Here is a 15,806-nt window from a genome sequence, read left to right as displayed (position 1 = left end):
CGAAATCCCCGGCCGACGGTTCGGCATATTTCAAGCTGGTATGACCACCGGGACCGGCAGGAAGAAGTGCCGCTCATGCCACGCGCGCGTACGACCCCTCGTCTGGCCGGTGTGCGCGGCCGGGCCGTCGCACTGGCCTGCGCGAGCGCCGCGTGCGTGGCGGCCGGCGCCGCCCCCTCGGCCGCCGCCGGGGCCGGCGGCGGTCCCGACTCGCCGTTCTGGACCGAGCCCACCCCCCGCGCCGCCAAGCAGTCGCTGGTCTGGCAGGAACGGGGCCGCGAGGAGGACGCGGCGGTCATGCGGCGCATCGCCGAGCAGCCGACGGCGGTGTGGATGCCCGGCGACGACCCGCGCGCGGAGGTCGCGCGCGTGACGGAGGAGGCGGAGCGCGCGGGCCGCATTCCCGTGCTGGTGGCCTACAACATCCCGCACCGCGACTGCGGCCAGTACTCCTCCGGCGGAGCGCGGGACGCGGCCGCCTACCGGGACTGGGTGGCGCGCGCCGCCGACGGGATCGGCGAACACCGGGCGTGGGTGGTGCTCGAGCCCGACGCCATCGCCCAGTGGGCGACCTGCCTGCCGCAGGAGGCGAAGCAGGAGCGCCTGGAGCTGCTGGCCCACGCGGTCCGCGCCTTCAAGGCCCGGCGGGGCGCGTCGGTGTACATCGACGCCGGGAACGCCGGCTGGATCTCCGACCAGGGGCTGCTGGCCGAGGCGTTGCGCAGGGCCGGCGTCGGCGAGGCCGACGGGTTCGCGCTGAACGTCTCCAACTTCCACACCACACAGGTCACCCGCGCCTACGGCGACGAGCTGTCCGGGCGGCTGGACGGCGCCCACTACATCATCGACACCAGCCGCAACGGCAACGGCCCGCTGCCGCCGCCCCCGCCCGGCAGCGGCGACGACGAGTCGTGGTGCAATCCGCCGGGCCGGGCGCTGGGCACGCCGCCCACCACGGCGACGGGCGACGCCCGTGTCGACGCCTTCGTGTGGGTCAAGCGTCCCGGCGAGTCGGACGGCTCCTGCCGGGGAGCTCCCCCGGCGGGCAGCTGGTGGCCGGAGTACGCCCTGGGGCTGGCCGGCGGACAGCCCCTCCTCAGGCCCCGGCCCGAGGCGCCCACGCCCGCCCCACCGCTGCCACCACTGCCTCCACCACCGCCTCCCCCTCCGCCACCGCCCCCGCCGCCGGGCTGAGGCGCCCGGGCGGCCGGCGCGTCTCACCGCACGTGCACCCACGCGGCCCGCGACGGCGTTCCCGCCCGGTCCGTGAGGAAGAGCATGTACCAGCCGGCGGGCACCAGCGAGGGGTCCTCCGGGACCGTGACGGTGAGCGCGCCGTCGCGGACGCCGACGGTCAGGGCGATGGAGCGCTGTTCGACGTCCGTGGCGTGGGTGACCGCGCTCGGGCGCATCAGCCGGGCGGTGACCTTCTGCCGGGGGTCGGTCCCGGGCAGGCGTACGACCCCGCCCCGCTCGGCCTCGCGCGGGGCGGAGGGCAGCGCGGGCCGGCGGTCGCGGTAGAGGTAGGGCGGGGTGTAGACCTCGATGCGCTGCTCGAAGACGCCCATGCGGGTGTCGTCCTTGTCGGCGAACAGCGGGTTGGAGCCGAACACCGCGATCCGCCCGTCGGGCAGCAGCAGGGCCTCGGTGTGGTAGTCGCGGCCGACGGTGGGGGCCGCGGCGGTGCGGAAGGCGCGGCGCGCGGGGTCGTAGAACTGGGCGCGCAGGATGTCGGAGCCGCGCTTGCCGCGGTAGTCGCGCGAGCCGCCGGTGGTGAAGACCCGGTCGTCGGGGGTCAGCACGGCGTTGAGATAGCGGGTGCCCTGGGGCAGGTCGGGGCCGGGGGCGAAGCGCGGGGAGGGCACGCCGAGGTCGGCGATGGCGGTGCGGGGGTGGACTCGTGGGACTCCCCACCCCGCCGCCGCCCATGAGCATCACCTTGCGGTCCTGGGCCGGGGGCAGCAGCACCGAGGCGGAGGTCTCGGTCATGTCCTGCCGGGGCAGGCCGGGGACGGGGACGAAGGAGTTGGTCTCCACGTTCCACAGTCCCGGGGCGCGGCCCTTGTCGGCGGGGCCGTAGCCGGCGTTGGAGCCGGAGTAGAAGAGGCGGCCGCCGCCGGTGAGGAAGAGGGCGGGGTAGGTGGGGAAGTAGCGGTTGGGCCCGGCGGACCAGCGGTGGGTGCGGGGGTCGTAGATCTCGTTCTTGCCGGGGATGATCTCGCCCATGTCGTCGAGGCCGGAGACGGCCAGGACGCGGCCGTCCTCGAGGGTGACCAGGGTGGGGTACCAGCGGGCCTCGGACATGGGGTCGACGGGGACGTAGCGCTCGGCGATCGGGTCGAACTCGTAGGCGTCCTTCAGCCCCTGGAAGTCCTTCTTGTCCAGGCCCAGCTTGGCCGCGAGGCCGTACAGGTCGTGGCCGTCCTTCCCCCTGAGCCCCTGGATGCGGTACTGGTCGGCGGTGTGGGTGATGCCGCTCTCGCCGGCGGTGACGGCCTCGACGTAGACGCGGGCCTGGGAGGCGGTGACCCGGACCTTCTTCTTCTTTTTCCTGCCCTTGCCGTGCTCGCTGACCTCCTTCGTGGCGCGGGGCACGAGGACCGGCACCTGGGAGCGGTAGCGCTTGCCGGTGGAGCCGGTGAAGACGGTGCCGGCGGGGAAGGCCCGGGGGGCGTCGGGGTTCTCGTTCTTCACCAGCATCGCGCCGCCGGCCCGGTCGACGTCGCCGGTCAGCTTCTCGTAGCGGGCGGTGCCGCCCGCCACCAGCAGCCGGCCGTCGGGGAGCTGGGCGTGCCCGGCGCAGAACATGTCCTTGGGCGTCGGGACGGTCTTGAAGGTGTTGCGCACCGGATCCCACAGCACGCTGCGGAAGGTGCCGGCCCTGAAGTTCTTCTCGTCGTTGCCCGATCCCGCGATCAGCAGCACCTTGCCGGTGCGCAGCAGGGCGGCGTGGATGGCGTTGACGCGGAACCTCGCGGGGACGTCGACGACGTCCCAGTGGCCGTAGCCGGCCTTGTACGCGGGCTGGTTGACGGCGTACTCGTGCCAGGCGCGTTCCGCGAAGCCGGTGGCGGCCGGCCCGTTGGCCGCGAGCAGTGCCAGGACGCAGCCGGTGCTCAGGGCCGCCTTGCGCGCCTTCGGGCTCGGGTTCGGCAGATACCTCACCGCACTCACATCCCCTCGATCACACGAGTACTGACGTTCGCCCCCGGCCGGGCGGGGCGCCGCTCACATCGGACGCCGCTGGCCCACGGTCCGCGAGGGGCCGGCCGCCTCCGGCTCGGCGGCGAGGACCGGCGGCCCCGGGGCGGCGGCCGCGGGCCGGCGGTCGCGCCACAGGCCGCCCTGCCACACCGCCACCGGTCCGAGGGCGGTGACCAGGGCCAGGGCGGCCCAGATCCGCATCGCCGTGTGGGCGTGGCCGAACGCCCAGGACGCGGCGAGCGAGAGCGCGAACACCGCCGCCCACACCAGGTGGGTGCGGAAGGTCGCCACCTGGTCGGGGCTGGCCGAGTCACCCTTGGGGGTGACGACGAACCGTGAGCGCCGCCGCAGCAGCGCCTCGCCGAGCGAGCGCGCGTACAGCGGGGCGGAGAGCGCGGACATCACCATGCCCGCGGCTCCCGAGGAGCCGGCCGGCTCGTGGGGGCTGACGTTGTGCCGCCGGTTCCATACGTACAGCCCCACCTGCAGCGCGGCCGCGTCGCAGTAGAGCATCAGCCACAGCGACGACTCCACGGCGATGCCGGAGGCTCCCAGGCCCAGGAACAGCGCGCAGGTCAGGGACCCCAGCATCCAGTTGAGCGCGGCCATCGGGTAATAGGCGACCATGAAGGCGTAGTTGAGCAGCCGTCCGGGCGGCAGCGTCCACACCGCCCGCCAGAACTGGCGCAGCAGCGTCTCGTACGTACCGCGCGACCAGCGCAGCTGCTGCGAGAAGAAGTCCGTCCACGACGACGGCCCCTCCCCCACCGCGAGCACGTCCGGGGTGTAGACCGACTTCCAGCGCCGGCCGGTGGCGGGGTTGCGCCGCCGGTGGATCTCCAGGCCGGTGGCCATGTCCTCGGTGATCGAGTCGAACAGGCCGCCGATCTGGCGCAGCACGCTGATGCGGACGCAGTTGCTGGTGCCGACGAACATGGGTGAGCCGTAGGCGTTCCCGGCGCGCTGGATGAGGGCGTGGAAGAGGAACTGCTGGCTCTCGGCGGCCTTGGTGACGGCCGTGGTGTAGTTGCCGTAGACCTGGGGGCCGACGACGAAGGCCACGTCCGGGTCGCGGAAGTAGCCCAGCATGCGCTCGAGGAAGTTGGACAGCGGCACATGGTCGGTGTCGACGCAGGCCATGAAGTCGTAGGCGTCGCCGTGGGCGTCCAGCCAGGCGTTGTAGTTGCCGTGTTTGGTGCGGGCCCGGAAGCAGCCGGAGGGCTGGTTCCAGCGCGCCACGTCCTTGCGGGAGAAGTGGCGTACGCCCAGGCCCTCGCACAGCCGCCTGACCTCGGGGTCGTCGCCCTCGTCCAGCAGCCAGACGTCCAGGTGGCCGCGGTGCTCGATGCGCACCGCGCCCTCGAGCGTGGCCCGCACCATGGACAGCGGCTCCTTGCCGGGGACGAAGCTGGTCAGGAACGCCACCCGGGTGCCGGGCTGGGCGCGTACCGGCACCGGATCCCTGGCCACCCAGGTGGCGTGCGCGTTGGAGACGACGTTGACGACGCGGAACAGCTCGATCAGGGCGATGGAGACCAGCATCACGGAGTCGGCGCCGCGCTCCCAGTCGCTCACATAGGGGCGGTAGAGCCAGTGGTCGGGCGAGACCAGCCAGACCAGGAGCGCCACGGAGACCAGGGGGGCGGCCGCGACCAGGAGCATCACCCCTGCCCCGCCGCCGGGGCCGCGGCTCAGCAGTCGCCGGTAGGCGACCTTGTAGACGCCGGGGGGCGGCTCGGTCAGTTCCCCGGCCAGGCGGCTGAAGCCCGCGTAGTCGTAGCCGGTGGGGCCGCCGCTGCCGGTCGGCTCGGCCAGGTCCGGGCCGCCCGAGCCGCCCCGGCCGCCGGAGCCCGGCCCGTTCCTGCCCGTCCCGCCCGACCCCGGCTCTCCGGGCCCGCCGGGTCCGGGGCCGCCGGGTCCGCCTCCGGAGCCCGTTCTGCCGCCGGCGGGGGCCTGGGCCGGCGGGGTGCCCGGGGGCCCGCGGCGGGCTGGAGGCCAAGGGTCCGCTCGCCGGGCACGGCGGAGTCAGGGCATTCACGGGCCGTCACCAGCCGGGCTCCACTCGCCGAAATCGCCACCACACACCCCCAGCCGCACAAGGACACGGGACAAGCGGTGAAAAGTTAACAAAATGGACCTACGATCATGCGACAAACACACCCGAAAGGCACGACGGCTCACCCACGCGGTCCACGGCCGGGCGATGCTGCCCTAGACTTGCAGAATTCTTCAATTCACCAGATGTGCGGGCAGCCGACGATCGACGCAGGGGGACACCGTGAGTGCGTTCGCCGAAGCGATGCGGGAACGAGTGCGCGCCGCCCGGGCCGCGCTGGCGGAGGCCCGGGCAGCCGGGGACGCCTACGCGGCGGCCGTCGCGGAGGACGAGCTCGAGGACGCCCTCCGGCTGGCCCTCGCCCACGGAGTGGTGACGGACGCGGCGACGGACGAGGACGACGGGCAGGGCAGGAGTTGATCGGGGTGCGGGTGCCGCTCTACCAGGCGAAGGCCGAGTTCTTCCGGATGCTCGGGCACCCGGTGCGCATCCGGGTCCTGGAGCTGCTCCAGGACGGGCCGATGCCGGTGCGCGACCTCCTCACCGCGATCGGCATCGAGCCGTCCAGCCTCTCGCAGCAGCTCGCCGTCCTGCGCCGCTCCGGCATCGTCACCGCCACCCGCGAGGGCACCACCGTCGTCTACGCCCTGGCCGGCGGCGACGTGACGGAGCTGCTCGGGGCCGCCCGGCGCCTGCTGACCGACGTACTGACCGGCCAGGAGGAGCTCCTGACGGAGCTGCGGGGCGACCGGAGCGGAGCCGAGAACCGATGACCGACAACGAGAAGTACGCCGAGAAGGCCGTCGGCTGGCGGGTGCTCATCTACGTGGTCTTCGGCCACGTCCTGGCCGGCTTCATCTGGCTGCTCTTCTACATCGGCGCGCACGCGAAGTAGGCCGGAGGGGCGGGCGGCTCAGAGGTCGTTGCCGGCGTAGGAGAGATTGAAGCTCTTGTTGGCCAGCGGGAAGTCCGGGACGATCGTGTCCGCCAGCGCCACCGGCAGCGCCGGCCAGTTGAAGAACGACGGATCGGCCACCTTCACCCGGGCCAGCTCCCCGCCCCCGGCGATCTCGACGCGCGTGGTGATCGTGCCGCGCCAGCCCTCCACGATGCCCACGCCCGCGCGGACCGCGCCCCGCCGGGAGCCGGGGGCCTGCGGCCGGCCCGCCCACGCCCCCGCGTCCAGGCCCTCCGCGAGGTGCTCGACGAGGGCGAGCGAGGTGTCCGCCTCCTCCGCCCGCACCAGGAACCGGGCCAGCACGTCGCCGCCGGTGTGCACCGGCACCTCGAGGGCGGGCCCGTAGTCGTACAGCGGGTGCGCCAGCCGGGCGTCCAGGGCCAGGCCGCTGGCCCGCGCCACGTACCCCAGGCAGCCCAGGTCCCGCGCGGCGGCGGCCGGCAGCCCGGCCGTGCCGGTGAAGCGGTCGCGGACGGTGGTGTGGCCGAGGGCGAGCCCCACCACGGAGCGGATGTCGTCGCCGAGGGCCCGCATCCGTGCCCGGCCGGGCACGGCGCGCAGCTGCGCTCCGCCCGGCACGACGCCGCCCCGCAGCAGCCGGTGCCCGGTGACCTCCCGGTTCAGCCGCAGCAGCCCCTCACGGATCCGCTGGGCGTGCGCGCCCAGGATGCCGTGGCCGACGTCCGTGCACAGCGCGCCGAGGTCGGCCACGTGGTTGTGCAGCCGCTCCAGCTCCAGGAGCAGCGCCCGGGCACGGCGGGCCTCCTCGGGCACCTGGACGCCGGTGGCCTCCTCGACGGCCAGGCAGTAGGCGAGGGCGTGACCGACGGCGGTGTCCCCGCTGATCCGCTCGGCCAGCGGCAGGCCGCGCTCCGCCGTGCGGCCCTCGAAGAGCTTCTCGACGCCCTTGTGCGTGAACCACAGCCGGGCCTTGAGCTTGATGATGGTCTCGCCGACGACGGAGAAGCGGAAGTGCCCCGGCTCGATGAGCCCGGCGTGCACCGGGCCGACGGGGATCTCGTACACGCCGTCGCCCTCGACCTCCAGGAAGGGGTACGGGCCCTCGGGCTCGGCGAAGGGCGGCACGTCGCCCGCGTTCCGGCTCATCGGGTACCAGCCGCGCGGCCAGTGGAAGTGCCGCACCAGGCGGTGCGGCAGCGGATGACCGACGGGGACGACGCCGTACAGGTCGCGCATCTCGCGCTCGAACCGGCCGCCGGGGAAGGACAGATGCGCCAGCGTCGGCAGCTCGGGGCCGTCCGCGTCGAGGCGTACGTGCAGCTCCGTACGGGTGTCGGGCGGGCCGGAGACGAAGAGGTGGACCACCCGCAGGGCGCGGCCGAGGGGGGCGCCGTCCGCGTCGTGGTGGGCGGCGACCAGCGCGAGCCGGTGGCCCGCGCGCAGCAGGCCGACGGCCCTGCCGGGGAGTTCGGCGACGTCGATGTCGGTGACCGTCCTCAGGGCGGGGTGATGTTCCACGGCTAGCGTCCTCCGGCGATCTCGGCGGCCGAGGCCAGCAGGCCCGTCAGCGGCCCGGTGCTCACGCCCAGCGCCGCGCACAGCAGCAGCCCGGCGAGCAGGGGCAGGGCGGCCCGTACGCCGAGCCGCGCCGGCGGGCGCGGGGCGGGCGGGGCGCCCAGCAGCATCCGTGCGGTGAGCGTGCCCAGCGCGGCGAACGCGGTCAGCAGCAGCACCAGCGCGCCGCCCACGGCCCAGCCCATGCCCGCCGCGAAGCCCGCGCGGACCAGGCCCAGTTCGGCCGCGAAGAGCCCGAACGGCGGCAGCCCCAGCAGCGCGAGCACGGCCAGGGCGAGGGCCGCGCCCAGCACCGGCGCCTCGGCCAGCAGCCCCCGTACCCGCCCGGTCCGGGTCGTCGCCCGCAGCCGCTCCAGGTGCCCGGCGGCGCAGAACGCGACGGCCTTGGCGAGGCCGTGGCCCAGCATGTGCAGCAGCATGGCGGAGGCGGCGAGCGGGGTGCCGACGGCGGCGCCGAGAGCGATCAGGCTCATGTGCTCCATGCTCGAATAGGCCAGCATCCGGCGGTAGTCGCGCTGGCCGATCAGCAGCGCCGCCGCGAGCGCGAGGGTGAGCAGGGCGGTGCCGGTCAGCAGGGCGCGGCTCCAGGCGGGGCCGAGGGCGGTGTCCGCGATGACCTTGTAGCGCAGCAGTCCGGCGAAGGCCACCGAGGACAGCACCCCGGACATCAGCGCGGACACCGGGGCGGGCGCCTGCCCGTAGGTGTCGGGCAGCCAGGCGTGCAGGGGCGCGAGTCCGGCCTTGGCTCCGAAGCCGAGGACGACCAGGCCCGTGCCGAGCCGGGTGACGGCCGGGTCCAGCCGGCCGGCCCGCCCGGCCAGGGTGGGCCAGTCCAGGGCGAGGGCCTCGGGGATTCCCGCCTGCCGGGCGGCGTAGTACAGGAGCACGGTGCCCAGCAGGGCCAGGGCGATGCCGGCTGAGCAGATGACCATGTACTTCCAGGCGGCCTCGACGCAGGCCCGGGTGCGGCGGTGGCCGACCAGGAAGGCGGTGAGGATCGTGGTGGCCTCGATGGCGATCCACACCACCCCCAGGTTGGCGGCCAGCACCGCGAGGCTCAGCGTCGCGAGGAGGGCGTGCACGAGGACGTCGTAGCGGCGGGCGGCGGCCGCGTCGTGGTCCGGGCCCCGCGGACCTGCCGCCAGCGCGAGGGTGGCGACCGCGCCGACGGCCAGCAGCATCCACACGCTCAGCGCGTCCGCGCGCAGCAGCCGCCCGTACGCGGTGACGGGGCCGTGCCGGGTGACGGCGACGGCCAGGCCGGCGGCGCAGCCGAGCACGGTGAGGGCGGAGAGGAGGAGCGCCGCCTCCTCTCCGCCCCGGCGCCCCGCCCCGCCGCCGCGCACGGCCGGGAGCGCGGCGTCCGGGAGACCGGCGTCCGGGGCGCCACGGGCGGACGCGGCCCGGGGGCGGGGCCCGCGCCCGTCAGCGCCGGGACCGGGCGGGGCGCGGCCGGCTCGCCTGCGCGCCGGCGCGGCCGGACCCGCACGGCGAGGCCGCCCAGCGCACGGGCGCCCGCGAGGGCCAGCGGCACCGCGACCGGCCCGGTCAGCAGCGACAGCGTCACCATTCGCGCAGCTCCCGCAGGTCGTCGATGCCCGTTCCGCCGAAGGCGGCCCGCATCCGGGTGGTGAGGATCCGCAGCACCAGCACGGCGAGCAGGACGTCGAAGGAGACGCCGAGTTCGACGATGAGCGGTACTCCGGAGGCGGCCAGGAAGGCGACGGCGGTGATGCCGTTGTCCATCAACAGGAAGCCGACCACCTGCGCCAGCGCGCGGCGCCGGGTGACCAGGGTGAAGAACCCGGTCAGGACGACGGCGAGGCCCACCGGCAGGGCCCTGGTGGCGGGGGTGGGGTGCAGCTCGACCAGCGGCCGGGCCACGGCGTAGGACAGCAGGGTCAGCAGGGCCGCGCTCAGCAGGGAGGCCGCGACGTTGACCAGCGGCCGGGTCTCGCGCGCCTCGCTGACGTCCTCCTCGTAGTGGTGGCCGGGGTGGGCCGGCGCGGCGGGCGCGGACAGGGCGCGCCGCACCAGGTGGGGCAGGAGCCCCGCCCGGAGCAGGCCGATGCCGACGGCGACGGCGAGCAGCTCCCAGCGGCCCTCGTGGGCGCCGAGCAGGGCGGCGACGGCGGCCAGCGCCACGCCCTGCAGGGCGAAGACCCGCACGATGGAGGCGAGCTGGCGCAGCCACAGCACCACCACGGCGGCCAGCAGGAAGGCCCCGCAGGCCAGGTCGAGCAGCTGGGTGTAGAGGGTGTCGCCCACGAAGGCCTCACTCCCCCGTCAGGAAGTAGGAGGCGGTCACGGCGAGCAGGGCCAGCAGGAAGGAGCCGGCGAGCAGTTCGGGAACCCGGAACAGCCTCAGCTTGGCCCAGAACACCTCGGCGGCCGCGAGGACGGCGCCGAGCACGGCGACCTTGACCGCGAGCAGCAGCAGGGCGAGCGCGACGGCCGCCGGACGGGCGGTGGTGGCGATGCCCCAGGGGGCGGCGAGCGAGGCCAGCAGGCCGAGCAGCACCGCGAGCCGCATCTGGGCGCCGAGTTCGACGAGCGCCAGGTCGGGACCGGCGTACTCCAGCACCATCGCCTCGTGGACCATGGTCAGTTCCAGGTGGGTGGTGGGGTTGTCCACCGGCAGCCGCCCGGTCTCGGCGAGCACGGCCACGGCCAGGGCGGCGGTGGCCAGCAGCCCGGCCGGGGAGGCGAGGCGGTCGGGGTCGCGGAGGCCGCCGGAGACGATGGCGGCCAGGTTGGTGGAGCCGGAGGGCATCGACAGGGCGAAGACGGCGAGGAGGATCGTCGGCTCCACAAGGGCGGCCACCGTCATCTCGCGGGAGGCCCCCATGCCGCCGAAGGCGGTGCCGGTGTCGAGCCCGGCCAGGGCGAGGGCCACCGTGCCCAGCGCCAGCAGCGCCACGACCAGGATCAGGTCGGAGCTGCCGCCGGCCGGGGTGGCGGTGGAGGCCAGCGGCACGAGGGCGGCGACCACGGCGGTCGTGGCGACGAGCAGCAGCGGTGCCATCCGGAACGCCGGGCCGGTGCCCTGGGGGGTGACGGCCTCCTTGCGCATCAGCTTGCGCAGGTCGCGCCACGGCTGGCCGACGCCGGCCCCGGCCCGGCCCTCGAGCCGTGCCCGTACCTGCCGCATCATCCCGGTCAGCAGCGGCGCCCCGGCGCAGACCGCCGCGACCTGGGCGGCCACCGCCGCCGCTCCCGCCGCGCCGTGCCCGCTCACCGCGCGGCCGCCAGGGCGAGCAGGAGGGCGACGAGGCCGGAGAAGCCGTAGCCGAGGTAGAGGTGGAGGCTGCCGGTGGCCAGGCGGCGGGCGGCCCGGCCGGCCTGGGAGACGGCGCTCAGCAGCGGCCGGTACAGGCGGTGTTCGACGCGGTCGGGGACGCTGCGCCGAAAGCGCACCCGCTCCACGAGATAGGCGGAGGCGCGGACGGGGGTGACGTCGACGTCCTGCTGTGGGGCCAGCACGTCGTCGAACACCCGCTGCAGGGGTTCGGCGAACGAGGTGGCGGTGTAGGACATGCGGGCCGTCGGGGCGCCTCCGCCGCAGTCCCACAGCCGGGCGTTGTCCCGGCGCCGGCGGCGTGCGAGCAGCCGGGCCGCCACGGCCACGACGGCCACGGCGGCCGTCAGCGCGCAGGCCACCCACAGCGGGGACATGGTGGCGGCGAGCCGGTCCAGCCGGACGGCGAGCGCCCCTCCGGCCAGCGGCGGCCCGTCCCCCGCGCCCGCCGCGGCGACCGCCCGTGACAGCCCGTCGCCCAGCAGGCCGGGCACGAGCGCGAGGGCGGTGCAGGCGGCCGCGAGCAGGCCCATGCCGGCCAGCATGCTCGGCGGGCTCTCCACGGCGGCCCCGGCGGGCGCGCTGCGCGGCCGGGCGAAGAAGGCCACGCCGAGCGCCTTGACGAAGACGGCGGCGGCGAGCCCGGCGGACAGCGCGATCGCGGCGACCGCGAGCGGCAGCACGAGGGCGGTGACCACCCCGGGGACGGCGAGGCCGTGGACGAGGGACTGCAGGAGGAGCCATTCGCCGAGGAAGCCGTTGCCCGGGGGCAGCGCGACGGCGCCGAGCGCGGCGAGCGCGAAGAACGCGCAGGTGGCCGGCATCCGGGCGCGCAGCCCGCCCATCCGGTCCAGGTCGCGCAGCCCGGTGGCGCGCAGCACCGAGCCCGCCGCGCAGAACAACAGGGCCTTGAACGCGGCGTGGTTGACCAGATGCAGCAGGGCCGCCGCCAGGGCGAGCGCGGCCGGCGCCCGCCTGCCGGCGTCGGACAGCAGCCCGGCCGCGCCCACGCCGATGAGGGCCAGTCCCAGGTTCTCGGAGGTGGAGTAGGCGAGCAGCCGCTTGAGGTCCGAGGCCATGGCGGCCTGCAGGATGCCGTGGACCGCGGACAGGGCGCCCAGGCCCAGCACCAGCAGCCACCACCAGCGCGGTCCGCCGCCCAGCAGGTCGAAGCCCAGTCGTACGACGCCGTAGACGCCGAGGTTCACCATCGCCGCGCTCATCAACGCCGAGACGGCGCTGGGGGCTTCGGGGTGCGCCCGGGGCAGCCAGGGGTGCAGCGGGACGGCGCCCGCCTTGGTGGCGAAGGCGAGGGCGGTCAGGACGAACACCAGGCCGCGGGTGCCGGGCGACAGGGCGTGGGCGCCCGCGCGCAGGGCGGCGAAGGTCTCGCCGCCCGCGCCGGCGGCGAACAGTCCGGTGCCGGCGAGCAGCAGGACGAAGGCGAAGTGGGTCATCACCCCGTACCAGAGCCCGGCTTCACGGACGGCGGCACGCTCGCCCGGGCCGCCGCCGCGGTGGCGGGCGAGGACGAGCACCAGCGAGGTGAGGGCCATCAGTTCCCACAGCAGCAGGAAGGTGGAGACGGACGCGGCGGCCGGGACGAGCAGCAGCGTGAGGGCGAACACCGGCAGGGTGGCCTGGGCCGTGCGCGAGCCGGTGCCGTACGGACCGTGCCCCGCGGCGTATCCGACGCCGTAGACGGCGACCGCGAGGACGACGCCGCCCGCCACGGCCATGAACAGCCCGGACAGGGCGTCGACGGCCAGGTGCGCCCCGGAGAGCGGGAGGAGGGCGGGCGCGGTGGCGCTCCAGCGTCCGCCGCGCAGTGCCGCGGCGCCCGCCGCGAGGCCCGCGGCCCCGAGGGCGGCGGTGCAGACGCCGGAGGCGAGGACGCGGGCGCGGCCGGGGAGAGCGGCCCCCAGGATTCCTCCGGCGGCGGCGAGGGCGGCAGCGGCGGCCGTGGCCGCCCCGATGGCGTTCACCGTGCGCTCACCGCGTGGCCCGCCGGCCGCCCGGGGGTATCGGGGGGACGGCCGCCCGCCTCGCCGCTCATCTGCCGGTCACCGTCCGCAGCGCGGCCACGATCGCCTCGGGTTCCGGCGGGCAGCCGGGCACCTGAAGGTCGGTGGGGACCACGTCGGCGACCGTGCCCTCGATGCCGTATCCGCCTGCGAACTCCCCGCAGTCGATGGCACAATCGCCGACGGCCACGACGAGGCGGGGCCTGGGCATGGCGGCGACGGTGCGTCGCAGCGGTTCGGCCATGTTGCGGGTCACCGGCCCGGTCACCAGGGCCACGTCGGCGTGCCGGGGCGAGGCCACAAGCCGTGCTCCGTACCGCTCGGCGTCGTGCACGGGTCCGAAGGCGGCCGCGATCTCGATCTCGCAGCCGTTGCACGATCCGGCGTCCACGCACCGCACCTGCGCCGAGCCGCCCAGGTCCCGCGCGGCGCGCGGCGGAGTCCCGGTCGGCCGGGGCGGGGCGTCCTCCGCCACCCGCCCGGTGTCGCGGATCTTGCGCAGCAGGCTCATCGGGGCTCCCTCCGCTGTCGGTTCCGGGACGCGTGGTTAAACGGCCGTACCCCCCTGCGGGGTTACGGCCGGTGTGGTGGTGCGCGGCGGAGCGGCCGGGAAAATCCGCCGTGTTCACGAGGTCGGGTGATAACGAATTGGCCACGGGCGCCGTGCTCGGGGCATGGGGCGAGGACCTGTCGGTATATCCCGTCGTCCTATGCCAGTCCCGAAAGGGGGGCCCGGAGCTGCTCTTCATATGAACGGCGTCAGCCGGGCGTTCCTCCCGCGGTTGACCCGTACACGGTCAAGTCGCAGGTCAGCCCGGTGCGCGATCGTCCCGAACCCCGGTCACGCACGGTCCCCCGCTGCTACTGTCCGGCGTCATGGAGCAGCTCTTCACCGAGGTAGAACTCGCCCGCATCGAATCCGCCGCGCGTGAAGTCGGCCATTCCTCCCGCGATTGGGTACGCGAAGTCGTACTCCAACGCCTGCGGGGCGAGTGGCGGCAGGATTTCGAGGACGCCATCTGGGCGGTGACGGTCTATCCGCGCCCGGGCGGACCGCTTCCCGAACTGCACCACCTGGGCTGCTGGGTGCCCAAGGGCGACGAGCAGACCCTGACGACCGCGGAGGCCCGCGAGTTGTTCGACACCCGCGAGGTCCAGCTCTGCGAGGCGTGCAAGCCGGGGCGCTTCCTCAGCCAGGCGGGCTGACCTCTCCCGGCCCACCGGACGGAAGGGCGCGGCGCCCTATTACCCTGTCCACCTCAAGATCAATTAGGTGTGGTGGGGGACGTACGGCATGCGGATGGGGACGCGACTGGCGGGGTGGGCCACGCTGCTCGTGGGCTACGCGACCATGGTGCTCGGTGTGATCCCGTTCCGGGAACTGCCGCCCAAGCGCCACCAACTGGAGCTGCTCGGCGCGACCGCGGGGTGCGCGCTGTGCTGGCTCCTCGTCTCCCTGCTGGTGCGGGCCCGCCGCCGGGCGGCGCTGCGCAGGAAGGCCTGGCGCAGGAGGCACGAGCCGTGGCCCGAGCCGAGGCCCTCGCGCGCGCTGTGCTGGGTGCTGGGATTCGGCGTGGCGCTCACCAGCGCCGCCGCGCTCTGCCAGGGCGTGGGGCCGGACGGCGCGGACGGCAAGTGGCTCGCCAGAGCCGAACGGGCCGGCGCCACCACGCACGAGGTACTGGTCGAGCGGATCGTCGGCACTCCGCGGGCCACCGGCAGGGAGATCGACGGCACCGGCGAATTCGCCTCGGAGATCACCTTCACCATCCCCTTCGCCTCCGGCGACCAGCGGGTCACCCTCGCGGGGGTGCACACCAGCGGCCGCCCCGAGGAAGGCCGCACCGTCCAGCTGCTCTACGCACCGGACCGCCCCGACCTGGGGGTGCGTCAGGCTCCGGACAACGACATCGGCTCCTTCGCCGGCCGCATCCTCGCGCTCCCGGCCATCTGGATCACCGGCCTCGCGGCCGGGCTCGTCACCGCCATCGCGATGCACCGCCGGGAAGCGGGCGTGCGCTACGCGCGTCGATTCGAGCCCTGGGTCCATCTGCCCGCCGCGCTGATGCTCGCGTGCGGGGCCGGGCTCGTCGTCCCCCTGCTCATCGGGTTCCCCGAGACCGGTACGGGCTGGGCCCTGGCGGTCGCGGCCGCCGCCACGCCATGGCTCGCCCTGACCTGGGTGGCGAAGACGAGCTGAGGCGGGCGGGGACGGCCGCGACGGCGGAGCCGCAGGGGATCAGGACCGACGACGCTTGAAGGCCCGCCGGACCAGGAAGATCGCCAGGACGATCAGGGCGACCACCAGCAGGGTGCCCAGGATCATCGCGACGAGCGCGGCGACGCCCAGCTTCTTCAGGAAGCCCTTCTTCTTCTTGGACTTCTTCTTGTCCTTGTCCTTGCCCTTGGCCAGCGTCCGGTGGTCGGTGCTCCGGTGCTTCGACGAGGCCAGGACCGTCGACTCCGAGCCGCCGGCGGCCGCGTCCGCGGTGCCCACCGTGCGCGCTCCCGCGGCGTCGGCCGCCGCGGCCTGGGTCACGGTCCGGGCCGACGGGGGCGCGCTCACGGCCGATGCCGGCGTGGCCAGCAGGGCGGCGCCCAGGGCCAGGGAGATGACGGCCGAGACCCTACGGGCCAGGCGTCCTCGGTGTCGTCCGGTGTGGTGCTGCTCGCGCTTCATCCGCGCCCCCTGTTGTCTGGTGCTGTGGTTGTCCGGGGTGCTCCGCGGGC

Annotated in this window: 14 protein-coding genes and 1 pseudogene; 6 read left to right on the top strand and 9 right to left on the bottom strand. The window is 75.0% G+C overall.

Going from position 1 to position 15,806, the window contains the following annotated elements; all coding sequences use genetic code 11:
- Window positions 1–75 precede the first annotated feature (75 nt).
- Complete coding sequence (locus tag J1792_RS14155; protein ID WP_207247363.1) at window positions 76–1,194, top strand: glycoside hydrolase family 6 protein; 1,119 nt, start codon at window positions 76–78, stop codon at window positions 1,192–1,194.
- A gap of 23 nt (window positions 1,195–1,217) precedes the next feature.
- Here J1792_RS14155 and glxA read toward each other — a convergent pair.
- Window positions 1,218–3,165 (bottom strand): annotated as a pseudogene (gene glxA, locus J1792_RS14150) (radical copper oxidase GlxA).
- Between the two features lie 63 nt (window positions 3,166–3,228).
- On the bottom strand, window positions 3,229–4,866 hold the full coding sequence (locus J1792_RS14145; RefSeq protein ID WP_278186262.1) for a glycosyltransferase: 1,638 nt from the start codon (window positions 4,864–4,866) through the stop codon (window positions 3,229–3,231).
- Between the two features lie 616 nt (window positions 4,867–5,482).
- Here J1792_RS14145 and J1792_RS14140 point away from each other — a divergent pair.
- The 3 genes from J1792_RS14140 to J1792_RS34040 are packed head-to-tail and all read left to right on the top strand — an operon-like array spanning window position 5,483 to window position 6,155.
- Window positions 5,483–5,680: a hypothetical protein gene (locus J1792_RS14140; protein WP_207247362.1), complete on the top strand. Its 198-nt coding sequence runs from the start codon at window positions 5,483–5,485 to the stop codon at window positions 5,678–5,680.
- Between the two features lie 5 nt (window positions 5,681–5,685).
- The gene (locus J1792_RS14135; protein ID WP_086575328.1) at window positions 5,686–6,033 is read left to right on the top strand and encodes an ArsR/SmtB family transcription factor; all 348 of its coding nucleotides are present in this window, start codon (window positions 5,686–5,688) and stop codon (window positions 6,031–6,033) included.
- Window positions 6,030–6,155: a DUF6126 family protein gene (locus J1792_RS34040; RefSeq protein ID WP_242645906.1), complete on the top strand. Its 126-nt coding sequence runs from the start codon at window positions 6,030–6,032 to the stop codon at window positions 6,153–6,155. The genes J1792_RS14135 and J1792_RS34040 overlap by 4 nt, the downstream gene beginning before the upstream one ends.
- Before the next feature lie 18 nt (window positions 6,156–6,173).
- On the opposite strand, the gene J1792_RS14130 is transcribed toward J1792_RS34040, so the two are convergent.
- The 6 genes from J1792_RS14130 to J1792_RS14105 all read right to left on the bottom strand — a co-directional run bounded on the left by J1792_RS14130 (window position 6,174) and on the right by J1792_RS14105 (window position 13,587).
- Window positions 6,174–7,697 (bottom strand): hydrogenase large subunit, encoded by a 1,524-nt coding sequence (locus J1792_RS14130; protein WP_245872327.1) that lies wholly within the window; start codon window positions 7,695–7,697, stop codon window positions 6,174–6,176.
- 2 nt (window positions 7,698–7,699) lie between these two features.
- On the bottom strand, window positions 7,700–9,100 hold the full coding sequence (locus tag J1792_RS14125) for a proton-conducting transporter transmembrane domain-containing protein (RefSeq protein ID WP_207247361.1): 1,401 nt from the start codon (window positions 9,098–9,100) through the stop codon (window positions 7,700–7,702).
- A 217-nt stretch (window positions 9,101–9,317) separates the two neighbouring features.
- Window positions 9,318–10,022 (bottom strand): hypothetical protein, encoded by a 705-nt coding sequence (locus J1792_RS14120; RefSeq protein WP_207247360.1) that lies wholly within the window; start codon window positions 10,020–10,022, stop codon window positions 9,318–9,320.
- 7 nt (window positions 10,023–10,029) lie between these two features.
- Window positions 10,030–10,992 (bottom strand): respiratory chain complex I subunit 1 family protein, encoded by a 963-nt coding sequence (locus J1792_RS14115; protein ID WP_242705104.1) that lies wholly within the window; start codon window positions 10,990–10,992, stop codon window positions 10,030–10,032.
- Window positions 10,989–13,037 (bottom strand): proton-conducting transporter transmembrane domain-containing protein, encoded by a 2,049-nt coding sequence (locus J1792_RS14110; protein WP_207247359.1) that lies wholly within the window; start codon window positions 13,035–13,037, stop codon window positions 10,989–10,991. The genes J1792_RS14115 and J1792_RS14110 overlap by 4 nt, the downstream gene beginning before the upstream one ends.
- Window positions 13,038–13,104: 67 nt before the next feature.
- On the bottom strand, window positions 13,105–13,587 hold the full coding sequence (locus tag J1792_RS14105) for an NADH-quinone oxidoreductase subunit B family protein (RefSeq protein WP_086571136.1): 483 nt from the start codon (window positions 13,585–13,587) through the stop codon (window positions 13,105–13,107).
- A gap of 365 nt (window positions 13,588–13,952) precedes the next feature.
- Here J1792_RS14105 and J1792_RS14100 point away from each other — a divergent pair, with 365 nt between their 5' ends.
- The gene (locus tag J1792_RS14100; protein WP_086571134.1) at window positions 13,953–14,282 is read left to right on the top strand and encodes a DUF6233 domain-containing protein; all 330 of its coding nucleotides are present in this window, start codon (window positions 13,953–13,955) and stop codon (window positions 14,280–14,282) included.
- A gap of 94 nt (window positions 14,283–14,376) precedes the next feature.
- Window positions 14,377–15,276, top strand: a complete 900-nt coding sequence (locus J1792_RS14095; RefSeq protein ID WP_086571132.1) for a hypothetical protein — start codon at window positions 14,377–14,379, stop codon at window positions 15,274–15,276.
- Between the two features lie 39 nt (window positions 15,277–15,315).
- Here J1792_RS14095 and J1792_RS14090 read toward each other — a convergent pair whose 3' ends face one another.
- Entirely contained in the window at window positions 15,316–15,756 is a 441-nt protein-coding gene (locus tag J1792_RS14090; protein ID WP_207247358.1) for a hypothetical protein, read from the bottom strand.
- Window positions 15,757–15,806: the final 50 nt, after the last annotated feature.

It is taken from the genome of Streptomyces triculaminicus (genome assembly GCF_017349075.1).
Taxonomy (GTDB): domain Bacteria; phylum Actinomycetota; class Actinomycetes; order Streptomycetales; family Streptomycetaceae; genus Streptomyces; species Streptomyces triculaminicus.
Note: the sequence above shows the minus strand (reverse complement) of the source record. Positions and strands in the feature narration are given on the sequence as shown.

Coding starts and splice junctions, on each gene's coding strand:
- J1792_RS14155 (WP_207247363.1), top strand. CDS start 76: ATGCCACGCGCGCGTACGACCCCTCGTCTGGCCGGTGTGCGCGGCCGG.
- J1792_RS14105 (WP_086571136.1), bottom strand. CDS start 13,587: ATGAGCCTGCTGCGCAAGATCCGCGACACCGGGCGGGTGGCGGAGGAC.
- J1792_RS14090 (WP_207247358.1), bottom strand. CDS start 15,756: ATGAAGCGCGAGCAGCACCACACCGGACGACACCGAGGACGCCTGGCC.
- J1792_RS34040 (WP_242645906.1), top strand. CDS start 6,030: ATGACCGACAACGAGAAGTACGCCGAGAAGGCCGTCGGCTGGCGGGTG.
- J1792_RS14145 (WP_278186262.1), bottom strand. CDS start 4,866: ATGCTCCTGGTCGCGGCCGCCCCCCTGGTCTCCGTGGCGCTCCTGGTC.
- J1792_RS14100 (WP_086571134.1), top strand. CDS start 13,953: ATGGAGCAGCTCTTCACCGAGGTAGAACTCGCCCGCATCGAATCCGCC.
- J1792_RS14095 (WP_086571132.1), top strand. CDS start 14,377: ATGGGGACGCGACTGGCGGGGTGGGCCACGCTGCTCGTGGGCTACGCG.